The following is a 12,945-nucleotide window of genomic DNA, read 5'->3' as shown; positions in this document are numbered from 1 at the left end:
CCTCTGCCCGGGCACACGACCGACCTCGTCGTCACCGGTGGCGCTCGACGGGCGTCGTCGCCTGATCGGGGACCCGGCCAATCTGGTCGGCGGCCTGCTCCGAACCAGGGGTGTGAAGGCAACACGATCCATCCTCATCGGCCTGGTGTCGGTGGCCGCGGCGCTGGCGGCGGGACACCTCGTCGCGGGACTCGTGAGCCCGCTGGCCTCGCCGTTCCTGGCGGTAGGCAACACCGCGATCGACCTGACACCGCACCCGGTCAAGGACTTCGCGATCCGCACGTTCGGCGAGAACGACAAGGTGGTCCTGCTCGCGGGCATGGCCGTCGTGCTCGTCGCGCTCGGTGTGGTGGCGGGGCTGCTGTCGCGGCGCAGCCCGTGGCCCGGCACCGCCCTCGCCGGCGCGCTCGGGCTGCTGGGGATCGCCGCCGTGCTGGCCAGGCCCACCTCGACCACGTGGGCGGTGCTGGCACCGCTGGCGAGCCTCGTCGTCGGTGTCGCCGCGTTCCGCTGGCTGTGGGCCCAGGCGCCCGCTGCCGCGCCGGCGCAGGACAGGCGGCGTTTCCTGATCTCCACGGCGGCGATCGCGGCCGGCGCCGGTGTCGCGGCGGCCGGCGGCCAGTTCCTCGCCGGACGGGTGGACGTCGAGGCGTCCCGGCGCGGCATCACGCTGCGGCCGGGGCAGAAGGCGCCGGAGATCCCGTTCGGCGCCGACTTCGCGCGCGAGGGCACCCCGCCGTTCCTGACGCCGAACGAGAAGTTCTACCGCGTGGACACCGCGCTCAGCATTCCCCGCCTGCGTGCGGAGGACTGGCGGATGCGGGTGCACGGCATGGTGGACAACGAGATGGTGCTCACCTACGACGACCTGCTGCGGCGGCCGTTGGTGGAGAAGACCATCACGCTCGTGTGCGTGTCCAACGAGGTGGGTGGTCCGTACATCTCGACGTCGAACTTCATCGGGGTCGACCTGGCGGAGCTGTTGCGCGAGGCGGGGGTGCGGCCCGGTGCCGACCAGCTCGCGAGCCGCAGCGTGGACGGCTGGACGTGCGGCACGCCGGTGGCGTCGATCATGGCGCCCGGCTCGAACGCGTTGCTGGCCGTCGGGATGAACGGTGAGCCGTTGCCGCTGGAGCGCGGTTTCCCGGTCCGGATGGTGGTTCCCGGTCTCTACGGGTACGTCTCCGCGACGAAGTGGCTGGTGGACATGGAACTCACCACCTTCGACGCGTTCGACCCGTACTGGGCGGAGCGCGGCTGGGCGAAGAGGGCACCGGTCAAGGTGATGTCCAGGATCGACCGGCCGAAGTCCTTCGAACGGGTGCCGGTGGGCAGGTTCGTCGTCGCGGGCATCGCGTGGGCCCAGCACCTGGGCGTCGACAAGGTCGAGGTGAGGGTCGACGGCGGGGCGTGGCAGCAGGCGACGCTCGCCACCGAAGTCAACGTCGACACGTGGCGCATGTGGCGCATCGAGCTGAACCTGCCGGAGGGCAACCACACCGTGGAATGCCGTGCCACCGACCGCAACGGCTACACGCAGACCAACGAGCGCGCCGCGCCGATTCCGGACGGTGCCACCGGCTGGCACTCGATGGTGTTCACGTCCGTGGCCGGCTGACCGGTCACCGCCGCCTGGTCGCAGGAAGTCGTCGTCGAGCAGGGTCGAGTCCGGTCCGGCTTGCAGATCCACAGTGGACTGCGATTTCAGGCGGAACGTCACCGCAGTCACGCGCGATTCGCGAATCCGTTGGTAACAGAAGGATAACCACACCCATCCGTCCTCGGAGCGGTGGCGAATCACGAGCAACAGAAGTTCCACTCACCCCTTGGAGATGTCCTGTCATGAACAAGACCGTCCGCAACACCGTCCTGGCCCTCGGCGCCGCCTCGCTCGCCCTGTTCGGCGCGGCGTGCGGCTCGGGCGACATGGCCAGCAGCAGCTCCACGACCACCACGACGACCTCGATGGCACCGTCGTCGTCGGCGATGGCGGACCCGGCCGCGAACCTCGTCGGCCCGGGTTGTGCCGACTACGCCAAGCAGGTGCCGTCCGGTGCCGGTTCCGTCTCGGGCATGGCCGCCGACCCGGTCGCGGTCGCGGCGAGCAACAACCCGCTGCTCACGACGCTGGTGAGCGCGGTGTCGGGCAAGCTCAACCCGAAGGTGAACCTGGTCTCGACGCTCAACGGCGCGGAGTTCACGGTGTTCGCGCCGGTCGACTCGGCGTTCGCGAAGATCGACGCCGCGACGATCGAGAAGCTCAAGACCGACGACGCGCTGCTGACCAAGATCCTGACCTACCACGTGGTCCCCGGCCAGATCGCGCCGGACAAGATCGCGGGTGAGCAGAAGACCGTGCAGACCGGCACCGTCAAGGTCAGCGGCTCCGGCAACGCGATCAAGGTCAACGACGCCAACGTGATCTGCGGTGGCGTGAAGACCGCCAACGCCACGGTGTACCTGATCGACTCGGTCCTGCTGCCCGCCTGACATCTCCAGGGCACGGGATCGCGGCTCCGGGAACCGCGTCACCACGCGGTTCCCGGAGTTCCTCATGTCCGGCCGTCAGTCTGTCCCAGATGGACGGTCACGATACCGTCGAACGCGAAGATGGCGCGGTTGGCGGGTTCGCGGATGACCGCCACGATCACGGCGTCCTGGTTCAGCGGACGCACCGCCCTCGTGATCAGGAACGCGTCCAGGTCGTCCGGGACCGCGATGATGACGCGGTCGGCGAGGTCGGCGGTGGCGTCGTCGAGCGAGCACGTGTCACGCCCGTCCCCGACGACCGCGTCGGCGCCGTTGGCCCAGGCTTCCGCCGCGGCGACGCAGTCGAGGTCCAGCACGGTCATCCGCGCGTCCGGTTGCACGGCCAGCGCCGCGTTCACGGCGTGACGCCCGGTGTCGCCGTATCCGATGACGAGGATGTGATCGGTCATTCCCGGGATTCGGTGCGGCACCCCCGCCGGATTGCGTCCGGTTCAGTGGAGGTCGACCGTGACGACGGGCGCACTCGTCGGCCCCGGTGATCCCCCCGCGGGTTCGACGGTCAGCACCACTTCGCCGGCCCCGCCCACGCCGCCGGCGAGCAGCGACACCACCTCGCCCGTCGCACGCGCCGTCCCCGCCGATCGCGGGCCGTGCTCGTCGACCAGCCACAGCTGGTAGACGCGGTCGCCGGGCAGCGGGCGCAGGCCGTCCGCCAGGAACAGCACCTCGTCGCGGCTGCGCGACAGCGCCACCGTGCCCGCCCGGTCTCCCGCGGCGACGAGCCGCAGGTCCGGCGCCGCCAGCAGGTCACCGACCGGGGTGTGCGGGGAAGCGGCCACCGGCGTGACCACCGAACCGGTCAGCGCGCCGTGCACCCCCGCCACCGCCGCGGCGGTCAGGCAGGCGGCCGCGAAGAGCGCACCCGCCCGCAGGAAGCCTTGGCGCCGGGACGACACGGTCACGGTCTCGGAGCCGGTCGGAACCTGCCGCACGAGCCGGAACGCCTCGAGGACCCTCGTCCGCAGGTCCGCCGGGGTGACGTGGTCGACGGCGCCGCCGAGCACGGCCGCGGCCGCCACCAGTCCGGCCGACTCGTCCGCACAGGCCCGGCACCGGCCCAGGTGCTCCTCGAACTCGGCGCGCTCGGCGTCGGGCAGCGCGCCGAGCGCGTGGACACCGGTCAGCAGGTGCGGGTTCGTCGCACGCGTCGGTCCCGGTTTCACGCTCGTACTTCGAAGCCGTCCGATGACCGGATTGGCGTGGACCGGATCGATCCCGAGATCACCGCCGCGGTGGCGCGGACGACGGCGGTGCCGGCGGCACCGGGGACGCCGGTGAGGGCCGGGCGGGAGCCGGGGACGTGGCCGCCTCGGCAGGAGGCGCCGTCTCCTTCATCTGCCCGTCGCCGCGCCGGTACCGCTCCTCGACCTCGGGCAACGGCCTCTCCGGCAGGTCGGCGTGCACCTTCGTCATGGCGTCGAACCACGTCCCGGCGGGCACGGTGCCGCCGTAGATGTTGCCCTCGGGGCACAGGCGGGGCGCACCGTCGCCGATGCAGATGCCCTGGGGCGAGGTGCTGTCGTTGAACACCTGCACGGCGGCGGCGTAGTCCGGCGTGGCCCCCATGTAGGCCGCGGACTTGTACTCCTCCGTCGTGCCGGTCTTGCCCATCATCGGGCGCTTCCAGCCGGCCTTGCCCGCCGCGGACGCCGCCGTGCCCTGGCCCTTGCTGTCCTCGCTGAGACCGACGGCCAGTGCGTTGGCGAGGGGTTCGGGCACCGCCTGCTCGCACGGCGGCTTGATCAGCTCGACGGGCTTGCCGTTGCGGTCCAGCACCTTCTTGATCGGAGTCGGCTTGCACCACGTGCCGCCGCTCATGATCGTCGCGGCCACGTTCGCCAGCTCCAGCGTGCTCGACGGAGCCGGGCCCAGGGTGAAGGACGCGTTGCCGTTGCCCGCGTAGAACTGCGCCTGGTTGACGCGGAGGTCCTTGGGACCCTTGGGGTCCGGCGGCACGCCGGCGATGTTGGTCGCCATGGTCTTGCGCATGCCGAGCTTGGACGCCATGTCCACCACCGCGTCGAGGCCGGTCTTCTCCTCGAGGATCACGAACGCGGTGTTGGGCGAGGTCGCAAGCGCTTGGCGCAGCGGCATCTGCGGCGGGTAGCGGTCGTTGTGGTTGGACAGGCAGTACCAGTAGGTGTTCGGCTCACCCGTGGGCGGGCAGGACGTGGCGCCGCCCTTGAACACCTTCGACGTGTAGGAGTTGGGGGAGGGGATCACCGTGTCGATGCCGATCCCCTTCTCCAACGCCGCCGCCGCGGTGAAGACCTTGTACACCGAGCCGGTGCCGAACTTGTTCTCCACGCCGCTCGGCAGGTCGAACTGCGTCTCGAACTCCTCCTTCTTGAGCCCGTAGTCGCGGTTGGCCACCAGCGCCACGACCTCGTGCGCGTCCTTGCCGGGACGCACGATGGCCATCGTGTTCGCGACACCCGGCGTGTTCTTCGGTGCCTGCGCCTCGACCGCGGCCTTGGCGTGTTCGGTGATCTTGGGGTCCAGCGTGGTCTCGATCCGGTACCCGCCGATCTTCAGCTCCTCCAGGTTGAAGCCGGCCTCGGTCAGGTACTCGACGAGGAACGAGCAGAAGAACCCGTACGACGGCCCGGCGCCGACGCAGCCGGTCTGCAGCGTGCGCACCGGCTCCTGCAGCCCGAGCGGGGACGCCTTGTGCCGGTCCGCGTCCTCCTTGGACACCTTCCCGTCCGTCGCCATCGCGTCGATCACGAGGTTGCGGCGCTCGATCGCCTTGTCGGGCCGCGCCTCCGGGTCGAGGGCGGTCGGGCTGTTCACCATGCCCGCGAGCGTGGCCGCCTGGGGGACCGTCAGCTTGTCCGGGGTCGTGTCGAAGTACGCCTGGGCCGCGGCGGCGACACCGAAGATCGTCGACCCGAACGGCACGAGGTCGAGGTAGCGGGCCAGGATCTCGTCCTTGCTCAGCGCCGTCTCCAGACCCACGGCGATGCGGGCCTCGCGCAGCTTGCGGGTGAGGCTCTGCTCCTGGGCCGCGCGCTGCGCGTTCTTGTCCGTGCGCGCGAGCACGTGCACTAGGTAGTTCTTCACGTACTGCTGCGTCAGGGTCGACGCGCCCTGCTCCACCGACCCGCTCGCGTTGTTGCGGGCGGCGGCGCGCAGGGTGGCGAACCAGTCGACACCGTGGTGCTCGTAGAACCGGCGGTCCTCGATCGCGAACAGGGCGTCCTTCATGTGCGGCGAGATCTTGTCCGGCGGCGTGCGCACCCGGTACTGGTCGTACAGGTACGCGATCGGCGTGCCGTCCTTGTCGGTCACCGTCGTCATCAACGGTGGTTCCGTGTTCAGGATCTGGGCCAAAGTGGACTTGACCTGATCGCTGATGTTGTTCGACAGCGCGCCCAGCGTCGCGGTGGCGGGGAAGAGGAGGCCGGCGACCAGCGCTCCGGCGAGCAGGCAGAGGCCCGCGAGCTTCCCCGCGCAGCGCGCGATCCTCCAGCGGTTCACGACCACACTCCCCTCGCCGACGGTGGTCTCCGGCGGTTACCCGGCGAATGCGCGGTCAGGCGCCCGGTTCGAATGAACCGGAGCCGGTGAAATGGTCACCCGCTGTGCGGAAGAAGCATTCCAGTCACTCGCTCGTGTCAACCGGACCGTGTCCGGTTTTTCCGTTCCCGGCACGGGTAGCTGCCCATCAGGACATTCACGCACCGGGGAGGAATCCAATGCCTTCGCTAGGAAGTGCCGGATCTCGCGTCGTTCGCGCCGCCGCGATCGCGACGATCGTGAGCATGCTGATCCCTGCGCCCGTGCGGGCGGCGGAAGGCTCCGACGACCACTCCGCCGGTTCGCAGATCGCGAAGCACGAGGGTACGAGCGAGATGCTGCTGTCGCCACCGGAACTCGGGGTGGGCCGGGTGGACGGCATCGACGTCAGCAGCCACCAGGGTGCCGTCGACTGGGGACACTGGTGGCGCTCGGGCAAGCGGTTCGCCTACGTCAAGGCGACCGAGGGGACCACCTACCGCAACCCCAACTTCACCCAGCAGTACAACGGGTCCGCTGCCGTCGGCATGATCAGGGGCTCCTACCACTTCGCCCTGCCGAACCGGTCCGACGGCGCGACGCAGGCCCGGTTCTTCGTGGCGAACGGAGGCGGGTGGTCGAAGGACGGCAGGACGCTGCCGGGGACGCTCGACATCGAGTACAACCCCTACGGCGGCGACACCTGCTACGGCCTGAGCCACGGCGCGATGGTGAACTGGATCCGCAGCTTCAGCGACACCTACCACGCGCTCACCGGGCGCTGGCCGGTGATCTACACGTCGGCCCAGTGGTGGGACAGGTGCACCGGCCGCACCGGCGACTTCAGCTCCACCAACCCGTTGTGGCTCGCGAGGTACGCGGCGACGGTCGGCCCGATGCCGTACCGCTGGCCGTTCCACACGATCTGGCAGTTCACCTCGTCGCCGATCGACCAGAACGTCTTCAACGGGGGCGCGGACCGTCTCGCCGCCCTGGCGACGGGATGACCCCATGTCCGCCCCGGTGCGCAGGTCCGAGCTGATCCTGCTGGTCTTCCTCGGCGTCGTGTTCGCGGTCTCGTCGACCGTCGTGGTGGCGTCCGTGGCGCACATCAGGAACATCGGCCTGACCGTCGAGGGCATCGAGGACGGCGCGGTGCTGCGGGCCTCGGCGTTCCGCGGCATCAGCATCGGGACGGACGACGAGGACAGCCTGGACCGGGTGGAGGTCTTCGTGGACGACGCCGTGGTGACCCCGCGCCGCGACGGGGAGAGGTTGCTGCTCGACGGGTTCGTGCCGACCGAGGGCAGGCACCTGCTGACCGCCCGCGTCCGCAGCGCCACGGCGTTGGTCGTGGACGCTGTGGTGGACCACGAGTTCACAATCGACAACACGGCGCCTTCTCTTGCCGTGCAGCACATACGATCCGGCGGACCACGCGCACCAGTCATCATCAGGGGCACCGCCGCCGGCGCCGAGCTCGTGCGGATCGGCCACACCCGCGCCCACGTCGACAACGGCGTCTTCACGGCCGTGGTCGCGTCGGCGCCCGCGACGATCTTCGTGGAAGCACGCGACGCGGCGGGCAACTCGGCAGGACGGCACGTGGTGGTGCCGGTGCCCCGTCCCGCCGTGCGCGCGGAGCACGTGACGGTGGAGGACTGGGCGTCCCCATCGGCGCGGGAACGCGTGCTCGCGATGGCGCGCCGGGGCGAGATCGACGCCGTCCGGCTCGACGTCAAGGACGAGACCGGGCAGGTGGCCCATTCGTCCCGGGTCCCCCTGGCCCAGCAGATCGGCGCGGTGAACAGCAGGTACGACCCGCGCGCCGCCGTCGACGAGCTGCACCGCGCCGGGGTCCGCGCGGTCGCGAGGATCGTCGCGTTCCACGACCCCGTGCTCGCTCGGGCGTCCGCGCGGTCCGGCATGCGCGACCACCTCGGGGACACCGCGCTGACGCTCACCAACTCCGCTCATCCCGAGGTGCGCGGCTACGTCGTGGCACTGGCGCGCGAGGCCGCGTCGCTCGGCTTCGACGACGTCCTGCTCGACCACTTCGGCAGTGAGTCCGATGTGGACTTCCTCGCCGAGGTCCGGGACGCCGTGCGCGCGGCGGGAGCGTGCTTCGGCGTCGTCGCGGCGGACGGCGCGGACGTTCCGGCCGACTTCGTCGTCCCCGCCGGGCGATGACGCTTCGCGACCACCCGTCACCCGATGTGGTCGAACCCGGTTCCGGCCGCGTGCGCGGTGCGGACGCGGGGGTACCAGTCGGTGAACCGATCGGCTGAAGTCCCAGGAGGACGGTATGAAAACCAGGACCACCGCACTGGCCGCGTTGATCGCAGCGATTCCGCTGGTGCTCGCGCCGGCGGCGGCGAACGCCATCGCGTGCTACGGCAACTTCAGCGACACCGTCGGCAAGCTGACGGAGATCACGCGCGAGGAGTTCATGTCCCGCGTGTGCCAGGCACAGCTCCAGCCCGGCACAGACCGCCGCGACGTGCGGGAGCTGACCGACGTCGTGCTCCCGGAGGCGGTGTCCGGCCTCGGGAGCATGGAGATGATCTACGAGCGCGCCAAACCCGTCGTCGACGACGTCGTCGAGAAGTGCTACTCACCGGCCGACCACTGCAACCCGGACGCCGTCGGGAAGGCGGTGCGGTGCATGAAGGAGGAGCTGCCCGACATGGCCATGAACGCGCTGGGCCCGGACGCGCTGGCCAGCAGCTGCGAGGGCCTCGAGGCGGCGGCGGCCACGGACCCGCAGGCGTTGCGCCAGCGTGCGCGCAACGCGGCCGAGTCCTACATCGCCTACCTCCGCCAGAACTGACCTCCAGCACGGACCGAGGCGCGCCGGGGCCACCCGGCGCGCCTACGCGTTTTTCTGCTCACGGGTGACCACGGCCTGCGCCGTCTCGGCCGCGTGGTGCATCGCCTCGGCGAACAACGCCATGCGCCCCAACGACTCCACCTGTTCCGAGAGAGCCTCCTCCTCGGACGCCGGATCCAGTTCCGCGTCGGCGATGGCGCCCACGATCGACGCGGTCGCCGCCGCCATCCGCCGCGCCAGGGACGTGAGGGCGAGCAGGACGTTCTGCGCCTGCTCGGAGCTGATCGGGACGGGGTGCCCGTCGCTGCCCGAGATCCGTCCCAGGTGGGCGTCCCAGGTCCAGGCGGCGGAGCACAACGCGTCGACGAACGGTTGCCAGACGACATCGCCGGCAGAGGAATCGTTCACGCACTACCTCCAGGTGAGATGACCCGCGTGTACCCACCCGATCGCGTTTTGCGCCTCCCTCCGTCGAAGAGAGCCGGTCGAGTTACCCGTGACCGGACGTTGATGACGGTCCGTGAGGAATTCACTAGAGCGGGTGCTTGCGCGTTCAAGAATGTCTGACAGTCCTCCTCACGGGTACTGCCACCTCGACACCTACCGACGAACGTTCAGGAAAGGACACCGGTCATGGCCATGGACGACTTCCTGGACGACGGTCACAGGACCTTCGGCACGCAGATGTTCGGGTACGACCGCCGCGAGGTCGACGAGGAGTACGCCCGGCTGGAGCGCCAGCTCGAACTGGCCTGCGCCGATCGCGACGCGGCGCTCGAAACGGCCGAGGAGCTCACCCGTCACCTCGAGGAGGCCCGCACGGAGCTCGCGGAGTACCGCGCGATCCACGCGGGACACGACAAGGACAACGCCGTCTCCGGGTGCATCCGGTACCTGCTGCACGTCGCCAGGCGCAAGGCGGACGAGATCGAGGCTGAGGCCAGGACGCGGGCCGAGGAGGCCGAGCAGCGCGCCGAGGAGGCCGCCGGCCGCCAGGCCCGCCTGCTGGACGAGGCCGAGCAGGAGACCCAGCGGCGGCTGGCCGAGGCGGGCCAGCGCGCGCGGGAGATCGTCGGCGAGGCGCTGGAACGGTCCCGCGTCCTGCTGTCCGACCTCGGCGAACGGCAGCGCCTGCTGGAGCAGTGGTACGCCGAGATCGCCTCCGTGCAGGAGATGCCATTGCCGAGGAGCCCGGAGCCCGCGGCCGTGGAGGCGGCGCCCACCACACCGAGCGTGACGCGATGACCGCCCTCGCCCACGGGTCCGCGCTCACGACCGCGACCTGCGTGCTCGTGGACGTCCGCGACTGCGGCGTCACCGGGGTCCGCTGGGCCGCCGCGTGCGCGGAGGCCCTGGGCATCGGCCTGGTCGTGCAAGCCGCCGGGAACGACCCCGCCCACGCCGAGGTCGCGGCGCTGGTGGCCGAACGGCCCGGCCTGCCCGTCCACGTCGAACGCCACGACTGCTCCCCGCCCGCCCGCTGGGAGGGCGCGCTGGTGGTCATCTCCCGGCAGCAGGCTCTGGCCATGCCCCCGATCGCCGGTGGCGACTGCCGCGACGTCGTCGTGGTGAGGGGGAACCCCGCCGCCATCGCGGGCCGGTTCGGCGTCGTGACCGCCGTCCTCGACAGCGTCGGCGGCGAGGGCGTGCTGCAGCGGGCTACGACCTTGTGCCGCGCACGGGGAGCGACGCGCCTGCGCGTGCTGCCCCGGCCGTGCCCGAAGCCGGGCGACTTGCTCGACGCCGCCGCGGACCTCGTCCACGCCGCGTGCCCGGACGTGATCGTCGAGCTGGTGCACGTGCCCAGGTCCGTGGCCGAGGAGACGCGGCTGTTCCCGAGCGACCTGCTCGTGGTGTCCGGCCGGGAACGCGGGCCGGGAGAGGGCCTGCAACCGGCGGCGAGGGCGGCGCTGCACCACGCGCCCTGCCCCGTGCTGTTCAGCTGTTCGTGACCGGGGGAGTGCCTCATGACCGTCGGAAGAATCGTCGTGTACGTCTTCGCCGCGGCACTCGCCGGGGTGACGATCGGACTGCTGAAGACCTGGCCGCAGCCGGAGATGACGTCGCAGGAGCAGGTGCGCGTGCCTGTTCCGGCGGCCACGATCTCGGTGAGGACGGTGCCCCCGCCTTCCTCCTCCGTTCCTCCGTCGTCGTCCGCCCCGGCACCGCCGCCGGCGCTCGTCGCCCAGACCGTGCCCCGTCCGGGGCCGGAGCTCCCGCCCGGGGTCGCGGTGCGCGAGGAGGGCGAGGGCTGGTGGCGGACCATCGCGGGCACCACGGCCCAGTTCGGCAGGGGAACCGTCCACACGTACTCCGTCGAGGTCGAGCAGGGCGCCGTGCTGCCGAGTGAGCACCAGGCCTTCGCCGCGGCGGTCGACTCCGCGCTCGCCGACCCGCGCGGGTGGACGGCGACGGGCGGCGTCGCCTTCCGCCGGGTGGACGTCGCCGAACCGGACGTGCGGATCAGGCTCACGGCGACCCGGACCGCCCGTGCCACCTGCGGGTTCGAGCTGCCCTACGACACCTCCTGCTACATCGACGGCGTCATCTACGTGAGCGCGCCCCGGTGGTTCCGCGGCGCCGAGTCGTTCGAGGGCGACCTGGAGGGCTACCGGCGCTACCTCATCAACCACGAGATGGGCCACTTCCTGGGCCATGGCCACGAGTTCTGCCCCGCCGACGGCGCACCCGCGCCCGTGATGATGCAGCAGACCTTTTCCGTCTCCAACGACGAGCTGGCGCGGGTCACCGCCAGGACGCCGCAGGGCCTGACCGTTCCCCGCGACGGCAGGACGTGCACCGCGAACCCGTGGCCACACCCGGAGGTGACCAGGTGAAGATCGCGATGATCTCGTTGCACGGCAACCCGTTGACCGCGCTGCGCGACCCCGACGCCGCCGGCCGGCGCCTGCACGTGGCGAAGCTGTCCGAGCAGCTGCACCGGCTGGGGCACGAGCTGTCGATCTACACCCGCCGGACCGACCCGCGCCTGCCGGAACGCGTCCGGCTCGCCGACGGGTTCGAGGTGGTGCACGTCCCGGCCGGCCCGGCGGAGACCCTCGACCAGGACGGCGTCGTGCCGCACACCGGGGAGTTCGCGAAGTTCCTGAACACCCAGTGGGCCGCCGGCCCGCCGGACCTCATCCACGCCCACCACTGGACCTCCGGCCTCGCGGCCGTGCTCAGCGCGCGCCGCACCGCGATCCCGATCGTGCAGAGCTTCCACGGGCTCGGGGGAGGGGACTCCGCCGACATCGAGCGGCTGGTCGCCCGCGGCGCCACCGGGGTGGTCGCGACGTCCGCCCAGGAGGCGGGCGAGCTGGTCCGGCTCGGCGTGCGGCGGTCCAGGATCTCGACCGTGCCGTGGGGGGTGGACACGTCCGTCTTCACGCCGGGCGGACCGGCCACCGCGCGCACCGGGAGACTGCGCGTCCTCGTCACCGCGGACCTCTCCCCGGACGACGGCGTCGACGACCTGATCATCGCCCTCACCGCGGTGGGCCACACCGAGCTCGTGGTCGCCGGTGGTCCTCCGCGGCGCTTCCTCAAGGGCAACGCCGAGTACGAGCGCCTGTGCGAGCTGATGGCCCGGAACGCCGTCGCGGACAGGGTCAGCATCATCGGCCGGGTACCGCACTCGGAGATGCCCTCGCTGATCCGCTCCGCGGACGTGGTGGCGTGCCCGCGGCGGCGTCCGTCGTTCGGGGTCGTCGCGCTCGAGGCGATGGCGTGCGGGGTGCCCGTGGTGGCGTCGGCGACCGGTGGCCTCGCCGAGTCCGTCGTGCACCAGGTGACCGGGCTGCTCGTCCCGCCGCACAACCCCACGCTGCTGGCGCGGGCCCTGAGGGCGCTCCTGGGCGACGAGGTGCGGCGCCAGGCGCTCGGAGCGGCGGGCCAGGACCGCGTCACCATCCGGTACGGGTGGGACCGCGTCGGCCTGGACGCGGTCCGCGCGTACGAGCACGCGACCGGACCCGAGGTGATCACCGCTCAGCGCGGGCCCGCCCAGGTCTACGCCCGCCTGCGCCGGCCGCTCGTGCGCGACGAACCGGCGGGGTGACGCCCAG

Annotated in this window: 13 protein-coding genes; 9 read left to right on the top strand and 4 right to left on the bottom strand. The window is 71.4% G+C overall.

From position 1 onward, the window contains the following. The first annotated feature begins 112 nt into the window (after positions 1-112). Both V1227_RS13595 and V1227_RS13590 read left to right on the top strand, forming a co-directional pair. Positions 113-1,618 carry a molybdopterin-dependent oxidoreductase gene (locus V1227_RS13595; protein ID WP_329792906.1) on the top strand — a complete coding sequence of 502 codons (1,506 nt, stop codon included), beginning with the start codon at positions 113-115 and terminating at the stop codon, positions 1,616-1,618. A gap of 224 nt (positions 1,619-1,842) precedes the next feature. Continuing rightward, positions 1,843-2,490 carry a fasciclin domain-containing protein gene (locus tag V1227_RS13590; protein WP_329792905.1) on the top strand — a complete coding sequence of 216 codons (648 nt, stop codon included), beginning with the start codon at positions 1,843-1,845 and terminating at the stop codon, positions 2,488-2,490. Between the two features lie 62 nt (positions 2,491-2,552). Here V1227_RS13590 and V1227_RS13585 read toward each other — a convergent pair whose 3' ends face one another. The 3 genes from V1227_RS13585 to V1227_RS13575 are packed head-to-tail and all read right to left on the bottom strand — an operon-like array spanning position 2,553 to position 6,030. Then, a complete protein-coding gene (locus tag V1227_RS13585; protein WP_329792904.1) occupies positions 2,553-2,939 on the bottom strand; it encodes an NAD-binding protein in 387 nt (128 codons plus the stop codon). A 42-nt stretch (positions 2,940-2,981) separates the two neighbouring features. Beyond that, a complete protein-coding gene (locus tag V1227_RS13580) occupies positions 2,982-3,713 on the bottom strand; it encodes an anti-sigma factor (RefSeq protein WP_329792903.1) in 732 nt (243 codons plus the stop codon). Positions 3,714-3,771: 58 nt separating this feature from the next. Beyond that, positions 3,772-6,030, bottom strand: coding sequence for a transglycosylase domain-containing protein (locus V1227_RS13575; protein WP_329792902.1), 2,259 nt, complete (start codon positions 6,028-6,030; stop codon positions 3,772-3,774). A gap of 284 nt (positions 6,031-6,314) precedes the next feature. Between V1227_RS13575 and V1227_RS13570 the strand changes: the two genes are divergently transcribed. The 3 genes from V1227_RS13570 (at position 6,315) to V1227_RS13560 (ending at position 8,878) form a co-directional block, all read left to right on the top strand. Further along, the gene (locus V1227_RS13570; protein ID WP_329792901.1) at positions 6,315-7,055 is read left to right on the top strand and encodes a lysozyme; all 741 of its coding nucleotides are present in this window, start codon (positions 6,315-6,317) and stop codon (positions 7,053-7,055) included. Between the two features lie 4 nt (positions 7,056-7,059). Beyond that, positions 7,060-8,238: a putative glycoside hydrolase gene (locus tag V1227_RS13565; protein ID WP_329792900.1), complete on the top strand. Its 1,179-nt coding sequence runs from the start codon at positions 7,060-7,062 to the stop codon at positions 8,236-8,238. Between the two features lie 115 nt (positions 8,239-8,353). After that, positions 8,354-8,878, top strand: coding sequence for a hypothetical protein (locus tag V1227_RS13560; protein WP_329792899.1), 525 nt, complete (start codon positions 8,354-8,356; stop codon positions 8,876-8,878). A 42-nt stretch (positions 8,879-8,920) separates the two neighbouring features. On the opposite strand, the gene V1227_RS13555 is transcribed toward V1227_RS13560, so the two are convergent. Then, positions 8,921-9,286, bottom strand: a complete 366-nt coding sequence (locus tag V1227_RS13555; RefSeq protein WP_329792898.1) for a hypothetical protein — start codon at positions 9,284-9,286, stop codon at positions 8,921-8,923. Positions 9,287-9,511: 225 nt separating this feature from the next. Here V1227_RS13555 and V1227_RS13550 point away from each other — a divergent pair, with 225 nt between their 5' ends. Genes V1227_RS13550 through V1227_RS13535 form a run of 4 tightly spaced genes read left to right on the top strand, consistent with a single transcriptional unit; the run spans position 9,512 to position 12,938 of the window. Beyond that, a complete protein-coding gene (locus tag V1227_RS13550) occupies positions 9,512-10,123 on the top strand; it encodes a hypothetical protein (RefSeq protein ID WP_329792897.1) in 612 nt (203 codons plus the stop codon). After that, positions 10,120-10,830: a hypothetical protein gene (locus tag V1227_RS13545; RefSeq protein WP_329792896.1), complete on the top strand. Its 711-nt coding sequence runs from the start codon at positions 10,120-10,122 to the stop codon at positions 10,828-10,830. Before V1227_RS13550 ends, V1227_RS13545 begins: the two co-directional genes overlap by 4 nt. A 15-nt stretch (positions 10,831-10,845) precedes the next feature. Then, positions 10,846-11,715, top strand: coding sequence for a DUF3152 domain-containing protein (locus tag V1227_RS13540; protein WP_329792895.1), 870 nt, complete (start codon positions 10,846-10,848; stop codon positions 11,713-11,715). Beyond that, positions 11,712-12,938, top strand: coding sequence for a glycosyltransferase (locus V1227_RS13535; RefSeq protein WP_329792894.1), 1,227 nt, complete (start codon positions 11,712-11,714; stop codon positions 12,936-12,938). The genes V1227_RS13540 and V1227_RS13535 overlap by 4 nt, the downstream gene beginning before the upstream one ends. Positions 12,939-12,945 lie beyond the last annotated feature (7 nt).

It is taken from the genome of Lentzea sp. DG1S-22, from assembly GCF_036321065.1.
GTDB classification, from domain to species: domain Bacteria; phylum Actinomycetota; class Actinomycetes; order Mycobacteriales; family Pseudonocardiaceae; genus Lentzea; species Lentzea jiangxiensis.
Note: the sequence above shows the minus strand (reverse complement) of the source record. Positions and strands in the feature narration are given on the sequence as shown.